The sequence below is a fragment of the Chelativorans sp. genome (assembly GCF_031180965.1).
Classification (GTDB): Bacteria; Pseudomonadota; Alphaproteobacteria; order Rhizobiales; family Rhizobiaceae; genus Chelativorans.
In genome coordinates this window covers 22,087-44,135 of the sequence record NZ_JAPSLH010000007.1, presented here as the reverse complement: position 1 = coordinate 44,135, position 22,049 = coordinate 22,087, and the positions used below count along the sequence as shown (strand labels likewise).

Here is a 22,049-nt window from a genome sequence, read left to right as displayed (position 1 = left end):
GCCGATGGCCCAAAAGACCGTTTCCGCCGATACCTCCCTCCACCGCACCCTGGCCAATCTCTGGCCCTATATGTGGCCGAGCGACCGGCCCGACCTGAAGATGCGGGTGGCGATTGCGGGCTTCTTCCTCGTCGTTGCCGAGGTGGTGCTGGTCTTCGTCCCCTTCTTCTACAAATGGGCGACCAACGCGCTGTCGGACAAGCCGCTGCCCGACTACCTGCCGATCGCCCTGGCGACCCCGATCATTCTGGTCGTTGCGTATAACATCAGCCGCATCGTGCAGATCGGCTTCGACCAGTTCAACAACGCGCTCTTCGCCCGGGTTGGGCAGCACGCGGTGCGCCAGCTCGCCCATCGCACCTTCGTGCATATGCATTCGCTGTCGCTGCGCTTCCATCTGGAGCGCAAAACGGGAGGGCTTTCCCGCGTCATCGAGCGCGGCGTGAAGGGCATCGAATCCATCGTCCGGCTGGCGCTCTTGAGCGCCGTGCCGACCATGATCGAGTTCGCGCTCGTGGCGGCGATCTTCGCCGTCAACTATGGCTGGCTCTACGTGGCCATCATGGCCGTCACGGTCTGGCTCTATGTCTGGTTCACTATCAAGGCCAGCGAGTGGCGGATCCATATCCGTCGGCAGATGAACGACTCCGACACGGAGGCGAACACCAAGGCGATCGATTCGCTCCTCAATTTCGAGACGGTCAAATATTTCAACAACGAGGACATGGAGGCCCGGCGCTTCGACAGCTCCATGGCGCGCTACGAGGAAGCGGCGACGAAGACCTGGACTTCGCTCGGCTGGCTCAATTTCGGCCAGGGCGTGATCTTCGGGCTGGGCATGATGGCCTCCATGGCGCTGTCCGCCTGGGAAGTGACGCGCGGCACGCAAACGATCGGCGATTTCGTCTTCATCAACACGATGCTGATGCAGCTTTCCGTGCCGCTCAACTTCATCGGCTTCATGTACAGGGAGATCCGCCAGGGGCTGACCGACATCGAGCAGATGTTCGACCTGCTCGACGTTCCGCCGGAGGTGAAGGACCGCCCGGGCGCAAGGCCGCTGCGTGTGATGCAAGGCCATGTGCGCTTCGAGAACGTCGTCTTCGCCTATGACCCGGCGCGCCCGATCCTGAAAGGCATCAGCTTGGAGATCCCCGCCGGCAAGACGGTGGCGGTGGTCGGCCCTTCGGGAGCGGGCAAGTCGACGATTTCGCGCCTGCTCTTCCGCTTCTACGATATCCAGGAGGGGGCAATCCTTGTCGATGGGCAGGACATACGCGATGTGACCCAGAAAAGCCTACGGGCGGCTATCGGCATGGTTCCGCAGGACACGGTGCTCTTCAACGACACGATCGCCTACAATATCCGCTACGGCCGCCCGGATGCGACGGAGGAAGAAGTGCGGCGGGCGGCGGAACTGGCGCAGATCAGCACTTTCGTGGAAAGTCTGCCGGAGGGCTACGAGACCATGGTCGGCGAGCGCGGCCTGAAACTGTCGGGTGGCGAGAAGCAGCGCGTGGCGATCGCCCGCACCATCCTGAAGGCGCCGCCGATCCTGATTCTCGACGAGGCGACCTCCGCCTTGGACACTCATACGGAGCAGGAGATCCAGGCCGCTCTCGATTTGGTGAGCCAGGGCCGCACGACGCTCGTCATCGCCCATCGGCTTTCCACCGTGATCCGCGCCGACGAGATCATTGTGCTCAAGGATGGGCGCATCGCCGAGCGCGGCACGCATCGCGCGCTGCTCGACGCGGGCGGGCTCTACGCCGATATGTGGGCCCGCCAGCGCGAGGCGGACGAGGCGGAGGAGCGCCTGCGGCGCGCCCGCGAGACGGACGAGATGGGCGTGGTTGTGCGCAAGGTGCCGAGCTACTAGAGACGTCGACATGGCGGCCGGCGCCTCTATGTTAGCGCGAGCCGTCTTTCAGGAGATCGTATGATGATGCTTCGCCGCCTTGGCCAAACCGAAATCCAGATCGCGCCGCTTGTGCTCGGTACGAACGTGGTCGGCTGGACCGCCGACGAGAAGGCGTCCTTTGCGGTCTTCGACGCGTTCGTTGCCGAAGGCTTTACGGCCATCGACACCGCCGATTCCTATTCCCGCTGGGTGCCGGGGAATGACAGCGAAAGCGAGAAGATCATCGGCCGCTGGGTGAAGGCGCGCGGAAACCGGGACAAGGTGCACATCTTCACCAAGGTTGGCTCCGATATGGGCCAGGGGAAGAAGGACCTCTCGGCCAAGTGGATCGAAAAGGAGGTCGAGGCCTCGCTGACGCGCCTGCAGACGGACTATATCGATCTCTACCAGAGCCATTGGCCCGATCCGACGGTGACCCATGAGGAGACGCTTTCGGCCTATGACCGGCTGATCAAGGCCGGAAAGGTCCGCTATGTCGGCGCTTCCAACTATGATGCGAAGCTGCTGGGCGAAGCGCTCGCCACGTCCAGGGAAAAAGGCCTGCCGCGTTACCAGACGCTGCAGAACGAATACAATCTCTACACCCGCGACAAGTTCGAGGGGGAAGTTCAGGAGCTCGTTCTGAAAGAGGGCTTGAGCCTCATACCCTATTACTCGCTGGCCTCAGGCTTTCTGACGGGAAAATACCGGTCCGAGGGGGATCTTGGCCAAAGCCCGCGCGGACAGGGTGTGGCGAAATATCTGGACGCTAGGGGGATGCGCATCCTGGAGGCCATGGACAAGGTGGCCGAGAGCACGGGTGCGGCGCATGCGGAGATCGCGCTCGCCTGGATCAATGCGCAACCCGGTGTCGCCGCGCCCATCGCCTCAGCCACCTCGGTCCGCCAGCTTGAAAGCCTCATGCGCGGGGCGAGGCTGCAGCTGAGCGAAGATGACCTGCAGCTTTTGACGGAGGCGGGGCGGTAAGCACGTCGGAGGCTCGCCCGGGTTCGCCGGTTCCGGCGCAATCATGCCCCGCGTTGCAGCATCCGGTCCTTTCCGATAGGAGATCAACACCTAAGGCAGCCCAGGGCGCGGAGGATCATGAGCCTAGCCGACACGATCAGAAACTCGCTGGTTCCCATCCACCGCGAGGGCTATCGCTTCATAGCCGGCTTTGCCATCGGCTCCGTCATTCTTGGCCTGATCTGGGAGCCGCTGTTCTGGATCGGGCTTCTGCTGACGGCCTGGTGCGCCTATTTCTTCCGTGACCCGCCGCGCGTCACGCCCGTTGACGACCGGCTGGTGATCGCGCCCGCGGACGGCATCGTCTCCTCTGTAGGTCCGGCCATCCCGCCTGCGGAACTGGGCCTTTCCGGGGAGATGACGCGCATCTCCGTCTTCATGAACGTCTTCTCCTGCCATATCAACCGCGCACCGGGGCGCGGGCGCATCTCGCTCATTGAGCACCGCCCTGGCAAGTTCCTGAACGCCGATCTGGACAAGGCGAGCACGGAGAACGAGCGCAACAGTCTGGTCATCGAGAGCCCGCACGGAGCGGTCGCCGTGGTGCAGATCGCCGGGCTGATTGCCCGGCGCATCCTCTGCTGGGCCGAGGCGCCGGGCGAGATCTCGGTCGGCGAGCGGTTCGGCCTCATCCGCTTCGGCTCGCGTGTCGACGTCTATCTCCCACCGCAGGTGCGGCCTCGCGTGGCTGTCGGCCAGGTGGCTGTCGGCGGCGAGACGGTGATCGCCGAGTTCGGCAGCGATACGCCGCCGCCGCTGGTGCGGGTGTCGTAGCGATGGCCGGGCCCTTTCCTCCCTTCGAGCCTCACGGCGGCGCTGGACCGCGCATCCGGGAAATTCCGCTGCGCGTCATCGTGCCCAATCTCATCACTGTGCTGGCGATCTGTGCCGGCCTTTCCGGCATCCGGCTGGCCTTCGAGCACCGCATGGAGATGGCCGTGGCCATGGTTCTCATAGCCGCCTTTCTCGACGGCGTGGATGGCCGCCTGGCGCGCATGCTCAAGGCGTCGTCGAAATTCGGGGAGCAGATGGATTCGCTCGCCGATATCGTCAATTTCGGCGTGGCGCCGGCCCTTGTGCTCTATGCCTATCTGCTCGACGGGGCAGGGGCCATCGGCTGGATCGCCGCGCTGCTCTTTGCCATTGCCTGCGCGCTGCGGCTCGCCCGCTTCAACGTCATGCTGGACGATCCGGACCGCCCGGCCTGGCAGGCGGACTACTTCGTTGGCGTTCCCGCGCCGGCGGGCGCGGTTCTCGTCATGCTGCCCGTCTATCTCGGATTTCTCGGGCTGGAGCCCACCCGTGCAGTGGCATTCGCGGCCTGCGCCTATACGCTCGCAATTGCCTTCCTGATGGTGAGCCGCCTGCCGGTCTATTCCGGGAAGGCGTCTGGGAGCCGCGTGCGTCGCGAACTTGCGATTCCGCTCATCCTGGCCGTGGTGCTCTGCGCTCTGCTGCTCGCCAGCTATCCCTGGCTCACCCTGGCGGTGTCCGCCATCCTGTACCTCGTCTCGCTCGCCTGGAGCGTGCGTGCCTATTCGCAGCGGGCGGCGAGGGAGGAGGGGGGACTGGAAGAGAGCGCCGCCGAATAGGGCGGCTCAGGCGGCATCCAGCGTTTCGCCCCGCGGCCGCGTCAACCCGCGCACGGCGAGCATGCGGTCAAAGAAGAGATTGGCGCCCATCGGCTTCTCCTCACCTGAGAGAGCAGCCATCTGCGCGATGGTCAGCGGCTCCATGGTGGTGACGCGCAGCTGCGGCGCAAGGCGCCGCTTCACCTCCTTGGACGCCAGCGAGAAGGACGTTTGTTCCGCGCCTTCCACATGGATCGGCACGATGCGCGCTTCCGCGTTGGCGGCGATGCGCGCAATCGCCCGGAACAGCCGGAAGGCTTTCGGGTCGGGCGCCGTATTGTCGGGCAGATAGACCGCAAGCCGTCCGCCGCCCCTCAGGCGGCGCACCAGCCTGCGGCTGACGAAGACATGATGCGCATTAAAGGCGATGTTGCGCGCCAGCGCGCGGTAGGGATCGATCAAGGCGGCGCGCGCGGAATATTCATCCAATATGTGCAGCGTGTCGCTCGGGAGCAGCGCCAGCATCAGCGCCGGCTCCAGTTTCGAGCGATGCCACACCGCGTAGATGACGGGTGGCGCCGCGCCGCGCGCCTGACGGATCGGCCCGTCCTTCATGCGGAAGAACAGCTTCAGCGGCGCATAGAGCACCGCCTGATGGAGACTGATCCCGAGCCGCAGCATGCAATAGGCTGACGCGAGCAGCCAAAAGGCCAGGATCGCGCATAGAAGCGCAAGGGCGGTCGGCATTCCGTATTTCTCCTCACCGGGATGTTTCCCGCAGCAACCAAAGTCTCCGCGTCAGAAGGCATCTGCAAGAATGGCGTCCTGACGTGCAACCAGCGCTTCCGTTTCCCGGTACGGCTTCTTACGGCGCGCGCGGCAGGGTAGCGAAACGCGAGGCAAGGTCAATCTGGCCTGTGGAAGATGCCTATTCCGGCAACCGGTAGCGCGTGAAGCGCCCGAGACGCACGTCGAAGATAAGCCCCGTCTCGGTGAGGGACGGGCTGGCGAGCGGCAGGATCTTTTCCGCCACCTCCTTCGGGTGGGGCAGGGTGTTCGGGTCTTCCCCCGGCATGGCCTGCGCGCGCATGGCCGTGCGCGTGGCGCCGGGGTTTACCGCGTTGACGCGGAGCGGCATGTTCTGTGTCTCCTCTGCCCAGGATCGCACCAGGACCTCGACGGCGGCCTTAGAGGCGGCATAAGGCGTCCAGAAGGCTCTCGCCGAGTGCGCCACCCCGGAGGACATGACGATCGCGCGGCCGGCGTCCGACGCCCTCAAGAGCGGGTCCACCGAGCGGATCAGCCGCCACACCGAGGTGACATTGATCGTCATGACCTTTTCGAAGGTCTTCGCCTCCACATGGCCGATGGGCGATATGACGCCAAGCACGCCGGCATTGGCGATCATGACGTCGAGCTTGCCCCAGCGCTCGTGGATGACGCCGCCCAGGCGGTCGATCCCGGCCATGTCAGTCAGGTCGAGAGGCACCAGCGTGGCCGCGCCGCCCAGCGCCTTGATCTCGTCGTCCAGTTCCTCCAGCCCGCCGACCGTCCGCGCGACGGCGATGACATGCGCTCCGGCGGCCGCCAGGCCTTTGGCGAGGAAGTAGCCGATCCCGCGCGAGGCGCCGGTGACGAGCGCGATGCGGCCTGAAAGATCGAGGGAACTGGGCATGTCGTGCTCCAAGAAATTCGGCCCGAACAGGGTGTGCTAAGGCTTTGCGTCGTCCGTTTCGCAGTCGAAGCGATCAGACAACAAGGCGCCGCTGGTTTAATACGAAATGCCTTTGGGCGAAACCCGCTGCGGCATATTGCGGGGGGAGGCGCAACTCCGATACCGTCCGCCGACCACATCACGCGGGGACGACCCCGCGCTTTCAGAAATGATGAGGACGGCCTCACTACAGGATGGAGATCCGCATGGCCTGGTTGATCCTGTTCGCCGCCGGCCTTTTCGAGGTGGGCTGGGCGGTCGGACTGAAATACACGGAAGGCTTTACCCGGTTGTGGCCGACCGTAGGGACCGTTCTTTCCATGATCGTCAGCCTCGGCCTGCTTGGCCTGGCTCTTCGCAGCCTGCCGCTCGGCACCGCCTACGCGGTTTGGACGGGGGTGGGCACGATCGGCACAGTCATCCTCGGGATCGCCCTTTTCGGCGAATCAGCGGATATAGTGCGGCTTGCGTGTATCGGCCTTATCGTGGCGGGCATCGTCGGATTGAAGCTGGTCACGCCCTAGCGGCGTCACTGCCCGCCCGCCGCGAGCAGCGAGAGCTGCCGCACATTGTCGGCGCCGTGATGGTCGGTGAGCTGCGTGGGATATTCAGTGGTGAAGCAGGCATCGCAGAATTGCGGCGCGGCATTGTCGCGCGCGGCTTCTCCGACGGCCCGGTAGAGCCCGTCGATCGAGAGGAAGCCGAGCGAATCCACGCGGATGAAGTCCGCCATCTCCTCGACCGACATGCGCGAGGCGAGCAGCTTTGCCGTCTGCGGGGTATCGACACCATAAAAGCAGGAGGAGCGGGTGGGCGGGGAGGCGATGCGCATATGCACTTCCTTGGCGCCGGCATCGCGCACCATCTGCACGATCTTCTGGCTCGTCGTGCCGCGGACGATGGAATCATCCACCAGCACCACCCGCTTGCCCTCGATGGAGCGGCGGTTGGCATTATGCTTCAGCTTCACGCCCATGTGGCGGATGGCATCCGTGGGCTGGATGAAGGTGCGGCCCACATAGTGGTTGCGGATGATGCCGAGTTCGAAGGGGAGTCCTGCCTCCTGGGCAAAGCCGATGGCGGCCGGCGTACCGGAATCGGGCACAGGCACGACGATGTCGGCGTCGACCGGACTCTCCCGCGCCAGCTCGGCGCCGATGCGCTTGCGCACCTCATACACATTGCGCCCCTCCACCGAGGAGTCGGGCCGGGCGAAATAGACGAATTCGAATATGCAGAAGCGTTGCCGCACCGGCTCGAAGGGGAACAGGCTCTCAAGCCCGTGTTCCGTCACCACGACCATCTCGCCCGGCTGCAGGTCGCGCACGAAGCGAGCGCCGATGATGTCGAGCGCACAGGTTTCCGACGCGAAGATATAGGCGCCGTCGAGGTCTCCAAGCACCAGCGGCCGGATGCCAAGCGGATCGCGGCAGCCGATCATCTTCTTGGATGTCAGCGCGACGAGGGAGAAGGCGCCTTCGAGCTGCCGCACCGCATCGATGAAGCGCGCATTGAGATTGCGTTCCTTGCTGGTCGCCACAAGGTGCAGGATCGTCTCGGTATCGGAGGTGGACGAGAAGATGGCGCCCTGCTGCTGCAAGCGGCGCTGGACGGTCATCGCATTGGTGATGTTGCCATTATGCGCCAGGGCGAGCCCGCCGCCGGAAAGCTCGGCGAAGAAGGGCTGCACATTGCGCAGGTCCGAGCCACCTGTGGTCGAGTAGCGCGTATGGCCGATGGCACGCGAACCCTTCAGCCGCTCGATCACCGCCGGCCTGGTGAAGGTGTCGCCAATGAGACCGATATGCCGCTCGACATGGAACTGGCTTCCGTCGAACGACACGATCCCTGCGGCTTCCTGTCCGCGATGCTGCAGCGCGTGCAGCCCGAGCGTAACGATGGCCGCCGCGTCCTGGCGTCCGAAAATGCCGAACACGCCGCATTCATCATGGAAATGATCGTCCGCTTCGCCTGAGAGAAGCAAATCTTCTTCCTTCGCCATCGCTGGCCGCCTTCGCTTGCTCGGCGGCCCGGCCGCCTTAATTGTTGGTTCCTGCGTCGTTCGTCGCGCCCGAGTCGGGCGATCCGGTATCGGGGGACGCGCCGTCTGGTGCTGCGGCGTCCGGCGCCTCCTGGTCGGGCGAAAGACGGTCAAAGATCGTCGTTTCGGGATCGTCCGGAAGCAGGCTTTGCAGCCACTGGCCCACCGCCTCGAGAAGCGGGCGCGATTTTGCTTCGGTGATCCAGGTCGGCGGGTTCGACCCCAACAGCCAGTTGAGGAATAGAAGCGCCACCGCCACCACGAGCACGCCCCGGACTGCGCCGTAAAGGAAGCCGAGCGTCCGATCCAGCGCGCCAATCCGTGAATCGACGATGAAATCGGCAATCTTCATCGTGATCACCGTGACGATGATCAACGCCACGAAGAAAACCCCGGCCGCGGCCACCGCCAGCGCCAGCATCGCGTTGTCTATATAGGGTGCGACGTAGGGCAGTACCACTGGATAGAGAAAATATGCCGCAATCGCCGCGATCACCCAGGAGGCGATGGAGAGTATCTCGCGCGAGAAGCCGCGCACCATCGCAAGTATCGCGGAGACGAGCGTGAAGCCGATAAGAATGCCGTCAAGCAGCGTGATTGGCATGGTCTCCCCGATTCCCTTTCAAGGCCGAGCCTCGCCCCGTCTCCACCTGCGGCCATTCCGGCCGATCTTGCCCTTCATGACGTCCGCGACCCCGCAATCCGGGCAACGAGATCCGCCAGTCCCTCGGGCCTGAACGCATTGGCTGCGATTCCGCCAGCCAGCTCCTCGTTTCCCGGCGGCATCACCGCCTGCGCGAAACCGAGCTTTTCGGCTTCCTTGAGGCGGCTGGCCGCATGGGCCACCGGGCGGACTGCCCCCGATAGGCTGATCTCGCCGAAATAGACGCAATCGGCAGGCAGGGCAAGCCCGGTGAGGGAGGAGACGAGCGCCGCCGCGACGGCGAGATCCGCGGCCGGCTCCGTGATCCGGTAGCCGCCGGCAATGTTCAGGTAAACGTCGTGGGTGGAAAAGCGCACGCCGCAGTGGGCTTCGAGCACCGCGAGCACCATGGAAAGCCGCGCCGTGTCCCAGCCGACGACGGCGCGTCGGGGCGTGCCGAGCGGCGAGGGGGCGACGAGTGCCTGGATTTCCACAAGAACCGGGCGCGTGCCTTCCATGCCGGCGAAGACGGCGGCGCCCGGCGCGGCGGCGCTGCGCTCGCCGAGGAACAGCTCGGAAGGATTGGATACCTCGCGCAGCCCGCGGTCGCCCATCTCGAAAACGCCGATCTCGTCGGTGGGGCCGAAGCGGTTCTTCACGGTGCGCAGGATCCGGTAGTGATGCCCGCCTTCGCCTTCGAAATAGAGCACCCCGTCCACCATGTGCTCGACCACGCGCGGGCCGGCGATCTGGCCTTCCTTGGTGACATGGCCGACGAGCACGATGGCGGCCCCGGTGGACTTGGCGTAGCGGATCATGGCCTGCGCGGCCACGCGCACCTGCGTGACGGTGCCGGGGGCCGATTCCACCGCGTCGGTCCAGAGCGTCTGGATCGAATCGAGGATGACGAGGTCGGGCCGCCGGCCGTCCTCGATCGTGGCAAGGATGTTTTCCACATTGGTTTCGGCCGCAAGCTCCACGGGAGTGGCCGCCACACCCAAGCGCTGGGCGCGCAGCCGGATCTGCGCCACCGCCTCCTCGCCGGAGACATAGACGATGCGGTGGCCCCTCGATGCGAGGGCGGCGGCGGCCTGGGTGAGCAGCGTCGATTTGCCGATGCCAGGGTCGCCGCCGACGAGCAGCGCCGAGCCGCGCACGAAGCCGCCGCCGGTCGCCCGGTCGAGTTCGCCAATGCCCGTGATGATGCGCGGCGCGTCCTCGATGTCGCCGGAAAGCGTGGTGAGCACAACGGGGCGGCCCGGCCGCGCCTTGCGCAGGGATTGCGGTCCGGCGCCGATGCCGCTGACGGTGCCTTCCTCGACCAGTGTGTTCCATTCGCCGCAGCCGTCGCATTTGCCGGCCCAGCGTGCATGCACCGTTCCGCAATTCTGGCAGACGAACTGGACGCGGGATTTGGCCATCAGCGGGACGTTCGGTGGAGGAGCGCGCTTGGAACCAAGCGTTGCAGGGATCGGCTCACAACGACTCACCTCCCAAATAATTCCGGTGATATCTCCCGCCAAGCGACGTCAGCAACTCGTAGGCGATGGTGCCGGCCGCTTCCGCTACCTGGTCGATCGGCATGTTCGGCCCGAAGAGCTCGACATGGTCACCGACCGCGACAGCGTCGGGCCCGAGCGCGGTCACGTCGAAAAGCGTCAAATCCATGGTCACACGGCCGAGTACCGGGACTTTGTGGCCGTGGATGAAGCCATGGGCGCTGCCGGCGACCGCCCGGCGCAGCGGCACGCCGGCTCCGGAGGCCGCGCGATGATAGCCGTCCGCATAGCCGACCGAGCAGACGGCCACGATGCTGTCGCGCGCAAGCGGCGTGGCCCCGTAGCTCACGGTGTCGCCTGCGCGGAGCTGGCGGACCTGCGCCACGCGCGCCTCCGCCGTCACCACCACCTGCATCGGGTTTCCATTTCCACCGGTTGGCGAACCGCCGTAAAGCGCGATACCCGGCCGGGTAAGGTCGGCCAGGAAGTCGTCGCCCAGGAATATGCCTGCGGAGTTGCAGAGGCTTGATTCAGTTTCTGGAAAAAGCACGCGAACCGCTTGAAACAATTCCAGTTGTTTGCGGCTCATGGGGTTGTCCGGCGTGTCGGCGCAGGCCAGGTGACTCATCACGAGGTTGGGGGTCAGCGCGCCGGTCAGCGCGTTCTCTTCCGCGAGCGTGCGGGCCCTTTCCAGCGTCAGGCCGAGCCGGTTCATCCCCGTGTCCACATGGACAGCGCAGGGACGTGGGTGCTCGCCGTCCCAGCCATGCGCCTCCCAAATGGAAATGTCGCTCTGCGAGTTGAGAACCGGGATCAGCCGCGCATCGTGATAAGCCGCAGCGGCCTCGACGGCGAAAAGCCCGTTGAAGACGAAGATCTGCGCCTCCGGCAGCACGGCACGCAGCGCGACGCCCTCATGCGGCAGCGCCACGAAAAAGCGCCGGCAGCCCGCCGTCCAAAGCGCTCTCGCCACGGGCTCCAGCCCTAGCCCATAGGCATCGGCCTTTACCACGGCCGCGGCCTCCGCCGGCGCGGAGCGGGCGGCGAGCAGCCGGTAGTTGGCGGCAAGCGCTGAAAGGTCGATGGTCAGGCGGCCGCCGGCCAGATGCGGCGCCGGCCCGGTGTTGGTGTAGGGCGGGCGGTGCGCCACCTACTCGAATCGCTCCGGCAGATGCGAGTCTTCGGCCAGGTCGAAGAAGCGGGTGAACTCGCCCTGGAAGCCCAGGCCGACCGTCCCCGTCGGACCGTGGCGCTGCTTGGCGATGATGACCTCGGCCTTGCCGCGCGCCTCGTTCATCTCCTGCTCCCACTTCAGATACTCGTCCGAGCCGGGCTTCGGCTCGCGGTTTTTGAGATAGTACTCCTCGCGGTAGACGAACAGAACCACGTCGGCGTCCTGCTCGATGGAGCCCGATTCACGCAGGTCCGAGAGCTGCGGCCGCTTGTCCTCCCTGCTTTCCACTTGGCGCGACAGCTGCGACAGCGCAAGGATCGGCACGCCAAGCTCCTTGGCGAGCGCCTTGAGCCCAGTGGTGATCTCGGTGATCTCCTGCACGCGGTTCTGCTGCGACTTGGCGGAAGACCCCTGCATGAGCTGCACATAGTCGATGACGATGACGTCGAGCCCGCGCTGGCGCTTGAGCCGCCTTGCCCGCGCGGCGAGCTGGGCGATGGAGATGCCGCCAGTCTGGTCGATGAAGAGCGGAATCTTCTGCATCATCTGCGCGCAGCCGACGAGCTTCTCGAACTCGGCCTCGGTGATCTCGCCGCGCCGGATTTTTGAGGAGGGGATCTCCGTCTGCTCCGAGATGATGCGCGTTGCGAGCTGCTCGGACGACATTTCGAGCGAGAAAAAGCCGACCACGCCGCCATTGGCCGCCTTGAAGGAGCCGTCCGCCTGCTGTGCAGGCTCGTAGGCTGCGGCGATGTTGAAGGCGATGTTGGTGGCGAGCGACGTCTTGCCCATGCCGGGGCGGCCGGCGATGATGACGAGATCGGATGGCTGCAACCCGCCCATGCGCCGGTCAAGATCGCGCAAGCCGGTGGCAATGCCAGAGAGGCCGCCGTCGCGCATGAAGGCCGCATTGGCCATGTCGATGGCGGTCTTGGTGGCGTCGCCGAAGCTCTCGAAGCCGCCGTCATAGCGTCCGGTCTCGGCAAGCTCGAACAGGCGGCGTTCGGCATCCTCGATCTGCGCCTGCGGCGCCATGTCAACCGGCGCATCATAGGCGATATTGACCATGTCCTCGCCGACCGTGATCAGGGCCCGCCGGATGGCCAGATCGTAGATCGCCCGGCCATAGTCGGCCGCGTTGATGATGGTCACTGCCTCCGCGGCCAGCCGCGCCAGATACTGGGCCACGGTGAGCTCGCCCACCTTCTCGTCGGCCGGCAGGAAGGTCTTTATCGTGATGGGGCTTGCGATCTTGCCCATGCGGATGAACTCGCCCGCCACCTCGTAGATCTTGCGGTGGAGCGGCTCGTAAAAATGCGTGGGCTTCAAGAAGTCCGAGACGCGGTAGAAGGCGTCGTTGTTGACGAGGATTGCGCCAAGCAGGGCTTGCTCGGCTTCGATATTGTTGGGCGCTTCCCGGTAGAGCGGTGTGTCTGCTGCATTCAGCTTGCGAACTGCGTCGGCCATTGCGTTTCCGTATCTAAATGGCTGCCGGAAAACAGCGGCACGGTCCGGCGCCCCCAAGTCGGTCTGTCCTAGACTCTTCCCGCCCGTCTTTTAAGCCGGCTTTCGAGCAATCCGGCCGATGCACACGATATCCACACTGCACCCGCCCGCAGCCGGGAAAAAAGCCGTTCGGCCTTCTTCCCGGTTGACAGCGAATCGCAACGCTTCTGATTATATTCCTATTCGGCCGCGTCCGGAAATGCCGCGCCGCCCGTTGCGGTGAGCCGCCGCTCGACCTCGATCATATAGTCGCGGGTGACCGGCAAAGCCTCGCGGCGCTTGGTGATCTGGATCTGGAAGTTCACCATGTCCTGCCAGCGGAACGAGGCTTCCGAGCCGGCCAGATAGAATTCCCACATGCGCGCGAAGCGCTCGTCATAGATCTCCACCGCCTTGGCCCGGTTCGCCATGAAGCGCTCGCGCCAGGCCTTCAGCGTCTCGGCATAGTGCAGGCGCAGGATCTCGACGTCCGTGATTATCAGGCCCGCTTTCTCGATGGCAGGCACGACCTCCGACAGGGCAGGGATATAGCCGCCCGGGAAGATGTATTTGCGGATGAAGGCGTTGGTCACCGACGGGCCCGAGGTGCGGCCGATCGTGTGCAGCAGCATGACGCCGTCATCGGCGAGGAGCTGGGCGCATTTTTCAAAGAAAGTGCGGTAGTGGTTGATGCCCACATGCTCGAACATGCCGACCGAGACGATGCGGTCGAACGGGCCCGTCAGCGCCCTGTAGTCGGCGATCTCGAACCGCGCTTTGTCGGCAAGGCCCGATTCGCGGGCCCGCCTCTGGGCAACCGCATGCTGTTCCTGCGAGAGCGTGACGCCCAGAACGCTGGCGTTGAATGTGCGCGCAATGTCCAGGCCGAGACCGCCCCAGCCTGAGCCGATATCCAGCACTTTCTGGCCGGGCTGCAGCGCAAGCTTCGCCATGATGTGGCGCTTCTTCAGCCGCTGCGCTTCTTCGAGCGAAATGCCGGGGTCGGGATAGTAGGCGCAGGAATACTGCATGTCCTCGTCGAGGAAGAGTCTGTACATCTCGCCCGAGAGGTCATAATGCCGCTGCACGTTGCGCTTGGAGCGGCTGGCCGGGTTGTACTGGTGCAGGCGGCGGAAGACATAGCGGACGCCTTCACCGAGCTTCATCACGAGAGCTTCCTTCCCGCCCCGCTCGAAGTTCTGATAGGTGATCTTCAAGAGGCCGAGGACGTCGCCTTCGAGGAAGTCCATTTCCCCGTCCATATAGGCCTCCGGCACCGCCAGCATGGGGTCGAGCGCGATGGCGCGCTCGGCGCGGCGGGAGTGGATGACGACATGCACCGGCTCGCCGGAGCCGTCGCCGAAGCGGTGCACCTGGCCGTCGGCGTCCGTGATGTTCAAGGACCCGGCCTGCACGAGGCGTGAGACGAAATTTTTCAGCAGAGGATTCATCGCAGCCCCCCTTGGGAAGGTGCGATTATGTATCAGATGGTTTGCAGTTGAAAAGACTTTGGCTTTTCCGAGGCAATCGGTGGGGGCGACTCTCCTGACAAAGCCTAAGCGGTTGCAGTTCCAAGGAAAACGGCGTTGCCTTTTGCTCGGCCGGTCGCGGCGGTAGGTTGGTTCAATATTTCTCAAACATTGGATCAGCGTACCAACGGTGCTGAGCCGACAAAAAAGCCCGGCACTTGGCCGGGCTTTTTGATTCTGGAAACGAGAGCCTTCAGGCGTTCTCCTCGCGGCTTTCGCCTTCCTCGCCTCCGAACTCGGCCTCCGGATCAAAGAACGCGTCGGGACGGGCGCTCTCGTTGATCTCCTCCCCATAGATGGCCTCGGCCGAATCAAGCGTTTCGCCGCGCGCCTGGCGCTCGGCCTCGTCCGCGGAGCGGGCGATGTTGAGCGTGATGGTCGCGACGACCTCGGGATGCAGCACGATCGCCACATTGGTGATGCCGATGGCCTTTATAGGCTGGTTCAGGTCGACCTGGTTGCGGTTGATCCTGAAGCCTTCGGACGCCAGGACTTCGGCGATGTCCCGCGGGGAGACGGAGCCGTAGAGCTGGCCGGTTTCCGCCGCGGAGCGGACGACGATGAAGCTCTTGCCGTCGAGCTTCTCGGCGACGGTCTCGGCTTCCTTCTTGCGCTCCAGATTGCGCGCCTCGAGCTCGACGCGCTGCGATTCGAACTTCTTGCGGTTGGCTTCGTTGGCGCGCAGGGCCTTGCCCTGCGGCAGCAGGAAATTGCGCGCAAAGCCGTCCTTGACCCGCACGACCTCGCCCATTTGGCCGAGACGCGGGATGCGTTCCAGGAGAATGACTTCCATTGTTCCGTTTCCTTCTCTTGCCCAGCACCCGGGCATCAAACCTTGGCAGGGCAGGAAACGGGAGCCGTCAGGCTGGTTCGCTGTCCTGCCGCATGAGGCAGTTAGGGACGTTTCGCCCAACTCGGGATTTTTCGACACCCTCGTTCCGCGCCCGTCGCGGGGAGGGGGTGCGGGCGCTTCAGGAAGGCGCCCGCCGCCGGTCACTTCACCACGTAAGGCAGAAGACCGAGGAAACGGGCGCGCTTGATGGCGCGCGCGAGCTCGCGCTGCTTCTTCTGGCTCACCGCCGTGATGCGGGACGGCACGATCTTGCCGCGCTCGGAAATGTAGCGCTGCAGGAGTTTGACGTCCTTGTAGTCGATCTTCGGCGCGTTGGCGCCTGAGAAGGGGCAGGTCTTGCGGCGGCGGTGGAAGGGGCGCCGGGTCGGGATCTGATTGATGTCAACCATCACGCGTCTCCACTATTGTCTTCGCGCGGACGGCGCGGGCGATCATCGTCGCGCGGACGGCGCGGGCCACGGTCGTCGAAGTCGCGGCGGGGGCCGCGGTCGCCACGGTCCCCACGGTCGCCGCGCTCGCGGTCACGGTCGTCGCGGCGCTGCATCATGGCCGAGGGGCCTTCCTCATGCGCGTCGACGCGGATGGTGATGAAGCGCAGCACGTCCTCCGACAGGCCCATCTGCCGCTCCATCTCCTTCACGGCATCCGCCGGCGCGTCGAGATCCATGAGCGTGAAATAGGCCTTGCGGTTCTTCTTGATGCGGTATGCGAGGGATTTCACCCCCCAGTTCTCCACCCGGCCGATCTTGCCGCCGCCGTTCTCGATAACGCCCTTGTACTGCTCAAGAAGCGCATCGACCTGCTGCTGCGAGAGGTCCTGCCGGGCAAGAAATATGTGTTCGTAGAGAGCCATTCTCTTGCCTTTCTCCAATTCCTCTGCCCGGCACCAGCGGCTAAAGCCTCAGCGACTTCTCTTGCCCGGGAGTTTGCCCGGCCGAAGAAAGGCGCGTGTTCGAGACGGTCGAGAGCGGAGACACGGGAGGCGGAAGCCTTTGCTTCGCAGCGGGCGTTTTCACGCCCGGCCCTCCGTTCAGCCCCCAACTGGGACCGGCAGATCGCGCGCTTATACAGGCTTTTGGCCCGGATGCAAGCGTTGCGGCCGCGGTCAACCAGCGCGCCGCTCGCTGTCGAGCATCGCCATATGCGCCTGCGCGTAGCGCTCGCCCTTAACCGCATCAGGCGGAACAGCCTGCTCAATGGTGGCGAGGTCCTCGGCCGTGAGCTCAAGCGCCAACGCTCCCAGTGCCTCGTTCAGCCGGTCGCGCCTGCGGGCGCCGATCAGCGGGAAGATATCGTCCCCCTGCGCCAGCACCCAGGCGATGGCAATCTGCGCCACGGTGACGCCGCGTGCCTCGGCAATGCCGCGCAGCGCGTCCACCAGGGCGAGGTTCTGTTCGACGTTCCCGGGCTGGAAGCGGGGGCTCTGGTAGCGGAAATCACCCGGCGCTGCCTTGTCCGCTCTCCAGTGCCCGCTGATCAGCCCGCGCGAAAGAACGCCATAGGCGGTAATGCCGATGCCTAGTTCGCGGCAGGTCTGCAGGATGCCGTCCTCGATGCCGCGCGATATGAGCGAATATTCGATCTGAAGGTCGCTTATGGCATGGACCGCATTGGCCCGCCGGATTGTTTCCTCGCCCATCTCGGAGAGGCCGATCTGGCGGACATACCCCGCCTGGACGAGATCTGCGATAGCGCCGATCGTGTCCTCGATGGGGACGGCCGGGTCGAGCCGCGATGGCCTGTAGATATCGATATAGTCGACACCGAGCCGGCGCAGGGAATAGGCGGCGGCCGTCTTCACCGCCTGTGGGCGCGCATCGTAGCCCACCCATTCGCCTGAAGGTGCGCGCTGGCCGCCGAACTTCACGCTGATGATGACCTCGTCGCGAGGCCGGCCTTGCAGCGCCTCGGCGATGAGCATTTCGTTGTGGCCCATGCCGTAGAAATCGCCGGTGTCGAGCAGATTGATGCCCGCGTCAAGCGCGGCATGGATTGTGGCCAGGCTCTCCTGGCGGTCGGCGGGGCCGTAAAGGTCGGACATTCCCATGCAGCCCAAACCGATTTTGGAGACGGCGGGACCGGTGCTGCCGAGTGAACGCTTATGCATTTGTTAGCCCTCATGTTGCTGGTGCGGGCAGAAGCTATGAAATTCTCCGTTGTGCGATAATATGGGCAGAGCAGAATGGACTGTTCGGATATGCGCACAAAGCCAGACAGAAACATCGCTTACTTGACAGCCTTTGCGGCGGTCGCCCAGCATCGCAGCTTCCGCCGCGCCGCGGCGCTGCAAGGGGTATCAGCCTCAACGCTGAGCGAGGCGGTGAGGGCGCTCGAAGGGCAACTGGGCGTCCGTCTTCTCAACCGCACGACCCGCAGTGTCGCGCCCACGGAAGCGGGCGCGAAACTCCTTGCCCGCCTCGCGCCCTCTCTGGCCGATATCGCCGAAGCCGTGGACGAGATCACAGGCGAAGGCGGCGAACCGGCGGGCACGCTGCGCATCAATGCGCCGCCGCCCGCCATCGAGCTTGTGCTGGCGCCGATCGCCGCCGGCTTCTTAAAAGCCTATCCGAAGGTGCGGTTGGAGATCGTCGCCGAGGCGAACCTAATTGACATCGTGAAGGAAGGTTATGATGCGGGCGTCCGCTGGGGGGAGGACCTTGCCCAGGACATGATCCCCGTCCGGCTCGGCCCGCCTCAGCGTTACGTCGTCGTGGCAGCGCCCGAGCTGTTACAGAGACATGGTGCTCCCAAGACCCCGCGGGACCTCGTCGACTACCCATGCATCCGCCTGCGTTACCCGAATGGCGTCACGCCCGTATGGGAGTTCGAGCGGGGCGGCGAGACGATCCGGCTCGACCCGCCCGCGCGCCTTACCGCCACCAATGTCTCGGTGCAGAAACAGGCGGCAGTCGCGGGCGTCGGTGTTTGGATCACCTTCGAGGACTATGTGCGCGACGATATTGCCGCCGGGCGGCTCTCGACGGTGCTGGAAGAATGGTGCCCGCCCTTTCCCGGCCCTTTTCTCTATCACCCAAGCCGGCGCCAGATTCGCCCCGCTCTTCGCGCCTTCATCGACCACGTGCACAAGGTCGCAAGATGAGCCTCCGGCTCGATTGCTTGCATTCGAACACTGTCCTTAAGTTCCACTAGAGCAAGGGCGGGTAAGGTTCTGCGTCGGTCAAGCATCCGGGAGAAGAGCATGCGTATTTCGGGATTGATACCCTTGTTGATTGTTCCTCTGGCCGTCCCGTTGTCCCTGGCCGCACAGGCGCAAAGCTTCGACTGCGCAAAGGCCGACACGGATGCCGAATGGGCCATCTGCAACACGCCCGAGCTTGCCAAGCTGGACGAGGAACTGGCCAAGACCTACCGCCAGCTTCTGGACTCGGCAAAGGAAGGCTCGGATTTCCGAAAGGATGTCGTGCAACTGCAGACCTCCTGGGTCCACGGCAATCGCGACCTGTGCCGCGGCGACGTCAGCTGCCTGATGGACGCCTACAATACCATATCCGCCGCCCTGCCGGCACTGTCGCCCGACAGCCCGGCAAACCCGGCGCAGCAGCCAGCATATGCCATTGTTCCCGACTGCAGCGCGCCGGCCGATGTGCCGAACAACAACCTTTCCGTGGCCGCTTACAACAAGACCGTGTGTGCCAATCGAGAGCTGCTGGGGAAAGTGCGACAGATCGACGGAATTGCGCGGCAGCTGAGCTCCAGCCTGCCGACGCGCTGGAAGGCGGCCTTCGACGCGCAGCAATCCGCCTTCGCGGGGACGCCCAATATGTGCAATCCGGACGAGGGGCCGGGGCTCGAGCGGTGTCTCGCCGAGGCTATAGAGCAGCGGCTGGAGGACGTCAGGAATCTGGCCGCGCATCTGGAAAAGCCGCTTCCGCCCTGCAAATCTTCCGAGCTCATCATCAAGGACAGTGACATGGGCGACGGCGGAATGTCCCAGGCCCTGGGCGTCTATCTCCTCGAGCATGGCGGCACGGATGCCTGCGCGCTGCGCGGCTACCCGGCGATCTCCGTCTTGGACGGCAAGGGCACGGAGCAACCCACTTATGCCGACTATTCCGGCGGCACGTATTTCTCGAACCTGCCGGTGCCGCCGCTGCCCGTGATCCTGTCGCCGACGAGCAGGACGGCCTGGTTCGCCATCCACACGGCGAGCGCCTGCGATCCAAGCTCGGGCCCGTTCAAGGTGAAAGTTGCTCTTCCGCACTCGCAGGAGTGGCTGCGCACGCTCGATTTTCCCAACGCCACCTGCCCGCAGCTTACGGTTACTCCCATTGCCGCGATGTCGGTGCTTCTGTCCTCGATATATTGACGGGGAGCCCGCGCATCATGTCTTCAGCCGGTATCCCGTCTTGAAGATCCACCAGACGAGCACGAGGCATATCACGAGGAAGACCGTGATCATGGCGATGCTGATGCCGATATTCACATCCGCCGTCTCGTAGAAGCTCCAGCGGAAGCCGCTGACGAGGTAGAGCACGGGATTGAACAGGGTCAGGGTCCTCCAGAATTCCGGCAGCATGTCGATGGAATAGAAGGAGCCGCCGAGGAAGACGAGCGGGGTGACGATCAGAAGCGGGATCAGCTGCAGCTTCTCGAAATTATCGGCCCAGATGCCGATGATGAATCCGAACAGGCTGAAGGTGACGGCCGTCAGCACCAGGAAGAAGATCATCCAGAAGGGATGGCGTATCTCGATGGGAACGAAGAGATGCGCGGTGGCCAGGATGATGACGCCGAGAATCAGCGACTTGGTGGCCGCCGCTCCCACATAGCCGAGCACGATCTCCACGAAGGAGATCGGCGCGGAGAGCACCTCGTAGATTGTGCCGACGAATTTCGGGAAATAGATGCCGAAGGAGGCGTTGGAGATCGAGTTCTGCAGGAGCGTCAGCATCATCAGGCCGGGCACGATGAAGGCGCCGTACTGCACCCCGTCGACCTCCTCGATGCGCCCGCCGATCGCCGCGCCGAAGACCACGAAATACAGGGAGGTTGAAAGCACGGGCGAGACGACGCTCTGCAGGATCGTGCGCCTCATCCGCGCCATCTCGAAGATGTAGATGGCTTTGACGGCTTCGAAATTCACCGCGCTTCCTCCACTAGGCTGACGAAAATATCCTCGAGCGAACTCTGCTCGGTATCGAGGTCCTTCACCGCTATGCCGGCCCGGTTGAGGTCGGCGAGAAGCGAACCGATGCCGGTGCGCGCAGCCTGGCTGTCGTAGCGGTAGACCAGCCGGCGGCCATCGTCCTCGACCTGGAGATCGTAGGGGGCGAGGGCCTCCGGCAGGCTGGCGAGCGTATCCTGGAGTTCCAGCGTGAGCTGCTTTTTGCCGAGCTTGCGCATCAGCTCGGTCTTGTTCTCCACGAGGATCAGCCGGCCCTTGTTGATGACGCCCACCCGGTCGGCGATCTCTTCCGCCTCCTCGATATAGTGAGTGGTGAGGATGATGGTGACGCCGGTCTCCCGCATCTGCCGGACGAGCTGCCACATATCCTTGCGCAATTCCACGTCCACTCCCGCCGTGGGCTCGTCGAGGAACAGGATCTTGGGCTCGTGCGCCAGCGCCTTGGCAATCATGACGCGCCGCTTCATGCCGCCCGAAAGCTGCATGATCTTGTTGTCCTTCTTGTCCCAGAGCGACAGGTCCTTCAGGAGGCGCTCGCAGAGCGCCGGGTCGGGCTTCCTGCCGAACAGGCCGCGGCTGTAATTGACAGTGTCCCACACGGTCTCGAAGGTTTCGACGTGAAGTTCCTGCGGCACGAGCCCGATCAGCTGCCGGGCGGCGCGGAAATCGGTGACGATGTCGTGGCCCTGGACGGTGACGGTGCCTGTGGTGGGCTTCACGATCCCGCAGATAATGGAGATCAAGGTGGTTTTGCCCGCCCCGTTGGGCCCGAGAAGCGCCAGGATCTCGCCATTGAGGATGTCGAGATTGACGTCGTGCAGGGCGGTGAAGCCGGAGCCATAAACTTTGGATAGATTGGAAATGGAAATGGCGTGCTGCATGGAAAACCGTCGCGAGGAGCAGGAAAGGATTTCTTACACGCCCAGGCTGAACGCGGCGAACGGCGCCCGGGCCAAAGCCGGCCAGATATAGGCAAGTTCATCCCGCCTTGCCATAGCCGTCCCGCCCGGCCAGACACTTCTCCTGACACTGCAGCGGAGGAGCGGTGAGGGCGGGCAAGAGGCTTGACGCGGGCGGGCTGTTGCGTCACCACCTGCGCCCCAAGATGCATATTTCTGGGAGCCGCCGATGACCATCGCCTTCACCTTTCCCGGCCAAGGCAGCCAGTCCGTCGGCATGGGCAAGGATCTGGCCGAGGCTTTCCCCGAGGCGCGCGCGGTGTTCGAGGAGGTGGACGCGGCGCTGGACCAGCCCCTGTCGCGGCTGATGTGGGAGGGGCCGGAGGAGGAACTCACCCTCACCGCCAATGCCCAGCCGGCGCTGATGGCCGTCTCCCTTGCCACGATCAGGGTCATGGAGAAGGCGGGGGGGGGGGGGGGGCGGGGGGGGGGGGGTGTAGCCGGCCCCACGCAGGGGGGATAATAAGAGCAGGACGCGGCCGGGAAGGTGTAACGGTACGAGAAAACAG

General features: G+C 64.4%; 21 protein-coding genes and 1 pseudogene. 8 read left to right on the top strand and 14 right to left on the bottom strand.

The window, feature by feature from the left end; all coding sequences use genetic code 11:
- The first annotated feature begins 4 nt into the window (after window positions 1-4).
- The 4 genes from RIN79_RS07460 (at window position 5) to pssA (ending at window position 4,518) form a co-directional block, all read left to right on the top strand.
- On the top strand, window positions 5-1,879 hold the full coding sequence (locus RIN79_RS07460) for an ABC transporter ATP-binding protein/permease (RefSeq protein ID WP_309084009.1): 1,875 nt from the start codon (window positions 5-7) through the stop codon (window positions 1,877-1,879).
- 63 nt (window positions 1,880-1,942) lie between these two features.
- Window positions 1,943-2,887: an aldo/keto reductase gene (locus tag RIN79_RS07455; RefSeq protein WP_309084148.1), complete on the top strand. Its 945-nt coding sequence runs from the start codon at window positions 1,943-1,945 to the stop codon at window positions 2,885-2,887.
- A gap of 114 nt (window positions 2,888-3,001) precedes the next feature.
- A complete protein-coding gene (locus RIN79_RS07450) occupies window positions 3,002-3,700 on the top strand; it encodes a phosphatidylserine decarboxylase (RefSeq protein ID WP_309084147.1) in 699 nt (232 codons plus the stop codon).
- A 2-nt stretch (window positions 3,701-3,702) separates the two neighbouring features.
- Window positions 3,703-4,518, top strand: coding sequence for a CDP-diacylglycerol--serine O-phosphatidyltransferase (gene pssA / locus RIN79_RS07445; RefSeq protein WP_309084008.1), 816 nt, complete (start codon window positions 3,703-3,705; stop codon window positions 4,516-4,518).
- A gap of 6 nt (window positions 4,519-4,524) precedes the next feature.
- On the opposite strand, the gene RIN79_RS07440 is transcribed toward pssA, so the two are convergent.
- The gene (locus RIN79_RS07440) at window positions 4,525-5,244 is read right to left on the bottom strand and encodes a 2-acyl-glycerophospho-ethanolamine acyltransferase (protein WP_309084007.1); all 720 of its coding nucleotides are present in this window, start codon (window positions 5,242-5,244) and stop codon (window positions 4,525-4,527) included.
- A 181-nt stretch (window positions 5,245-5,425) separates the two neighbouring features.
- Entirely contained in the window at window positions 5,426-6,172 is a 747-nt protein-coding gene (locus tag RIN79_RS07435; protein ID WP_309084006.1) for an SDR family NAD(P)-dependent oxidoreductase, read from the bottom strand.
- A gap of 245 nt (window positions 6,173-6,417) precedes the next feature.
- On the opposite strand from RIN79_RS07435, the gene sugE reads away from it, so the two are divergent.
- Window positions 6,418-6,735 (top strand): quaternary ammonium compound efflux SMR transporter SugE, encoded by a 318-nt coding sequence (gene sugE / locus RIN79_RS07430; RefSeq protein ID WP_309084005.1) that lies wholly within the window; start codon window positions 6,418-6,420, stop codon window positions 6,733-6,735.
- Window positions 6,736-6,740: 5 nt separating this feature from the next.
- Here sugE and purF read toward each other — a convergent pair whose 3' ends face one another.
- The 10 genes from purF to RIN79_RS07380 all read right to left on the bottom strand — a co-directional run bounded on the left by purF (window position 6,741) and on the right by RIN79_RS07380 (window position 17,542).
- Entirely contained in the window at window positions 6,741-8,213 is a 1,473-nt protein-coding gene (gene purF, locus RIN79_RS07425; RefSeq protein ID WP_309084004.1) for an amidophosphoribosyltransferase, read from the bottom strand.
- A 37-nt stretch (window positions 8,214-8,250) separates the two neighbouring features.
- Window positions 8,251-8,856: a CvpA family protein gene (locus tag RIN79_RS07420; protein ID WP_309084003.1), complete on the bottom strand. Its 606-nt coding sequence runs from the start codon at window positions 8,854-8,856 to the stop codon at window positions 8,251-8,253.
- Window positions 8,857-8,930: 74 nt separating this feature from the next.
- Window positions 8,931-10,316 (bottom strand): DNA repair protein RadA, encoded by a 1,386-nt coding sequence (radA, locus tag RIN79_RS07415; protein WP_309084002.1) that lies wholly within the window; start codon window positions 10,314-10,316, stop codon window positions 8,931-8,933.
- 55 nt (window positions 10,317-10,371) lie between these two features.
- The gene (alr, locus tag RIN79_RS07410) at window positions 10,372-11,544 is read right to left on the bottom strand and encodes an alanine racemase (protein WP_309084001.1); all 1,173 of its coding nucleotides are present in this window, start codon (window positions 11,542-11,544) and stop codon (window positions 10,372-10,374) included.
- A complete protein-coding gene (locus RIN79_RS07405; RefSeq protein ID WP_309084000.1) occupies window positions 11,545-13,035 on the bottom strand; it encodes a replicative DNA helicase in 1,491 nt (496 codons plus the stop codon).
- Between the two features lie 218 nt (window positions 13,036-13,253).
- Complete coding sequence (locus tag RIN79_RS07400) at window positions 13,254-14,504, bottom strand: cyclopropane-fatty-acyl-phospholipid synthase family protein (protein WP_309083999.1); 1,251 nt, start codon at window positions 14,502-14,504, stop codon at window positions 13,254-13,256.
- A 271-nt stretch (window positions 14,505-14,775) separates the two neighbouring features.
- Window positions 14,776-15,375 (bottom strand): 50S ribosomal protein L9, encoded by a 600-nt coding sequence (gene rplI, locus RIN79_RS07395; protein WP_309083998.1) that lies wholly within the window; start codon window positions 15,373-15,375, stop codon window positions 14,776-14,778.
- Window positions 15,376-15,575: 200 nt separating this feature from the next.
- Window positions 15,576-15,824: a 30S ribosomal protein S18 gene (rpsR, locus tag RIN79_RS07390; RefSeq protein WP_011581252.1), complete on the bottom strand. Its 249-nt coding sequence runs from the start codon at window positions 15,822-15,824 to the stop codon at window positions 15,576-15,578.
- Entirely contained in the window at window positions 15,824-16,288 is a 465-nt protein-coding gene (rpsF, locus tag RIN79_RS07385) for a 30S ribosomal protein S6 (protein ID WP_309083997.1), read from the bottom strand. The genes rpsR and rpsF overlap by 1 nt, the downstream gene beginning before the upstream one ends.
- Window positions 16,289-16,540: 252 nt before the next feature.
- Window positions 16,541-17,542 (bottom strand): aldo/keto reductase, encoded by a 1,002-nt coding sequence (locus RIN79_RS07380; protein WP_309083996.1) that lies wholly within the window; start codon window positions 17,540-17,542, stop codon window positions 16,541-16,543.
- 75 nt (window positions 17,543-17,617) lie between these two features.
- Here RIN79_RS07380 and RIN79_RS07375 point away from each other — a divergent pair, with 75 nt between their 5' ends.
- Window positions 17,618-18,535 (top strand): LysR family transcriptional regulator, encoded by a 918-nt coding sequence (locus RIN79_RS07375; RefSeq protein ID WP_309083995.1) that lies wholly within the window; start codon window positions 17,618-17,620, stop codon window positions 18,533-18,535.
- Between the two features lie 99 nt (window positions 18,536-18,634).
- Window positions 18,635-19,762, top strand: coding sequence for a DUF4232 domain-containing protein (locus tag RIN79_RS07370; protein WP_309083994.1), 1,128 nt, complete (start codon window positions 18,635-18,637; stop codon window positions 19,760-19,762).
- A 15-nt stretch (window positions 19,763-19,777) separates the two neighbouring features.
- Here RIN79_RS07370 and RIN79_RS07365 read toward each other — a convergent pair whose 3' ends face one another.
- Both RIN79_RS07365 and RIN79_RS07360 read right to left on the bottom strand, forming a co-directional pair.
- The gene (locus RIN79_RS07365) at window positions 19,778-20,539 is read right to left on the bottom strand and encodes an ABC transporter permease (RefSeq protein WP_309083993.1); all 762 of its coding nucleotides are present in this window, start codon (window positions 20,537-20,539) and stop codon (window positions 19,778-19,780) included.
- On the bottom strand, window positions 20,536-21,462 hold the full coding sequence (locus RIN79_RS07360; protein WP_309083992.1) for an ABC transporter ATP-binding protein: 927 nt from the start codon (window positions 21,460-21,462) through the stop codon (window positions 20,536-20,538). Before RIN79_RS07360 ends, RIN79_RS07365 begins: the two co-directional genes overlap by 4 nt.
- A gap of 247 nt (window positions 21,463-21,709) precedes the next feature.
- Here RIN79_RS07360 and RIN79_RS07355 point away from each other — a divergent pair.
- A pseudogene (locus tag RIN79_RS07355) lies at window positions 21,710-22,049 on the top strand (ACP S-malonyltransferase); the annotation flags it as partial.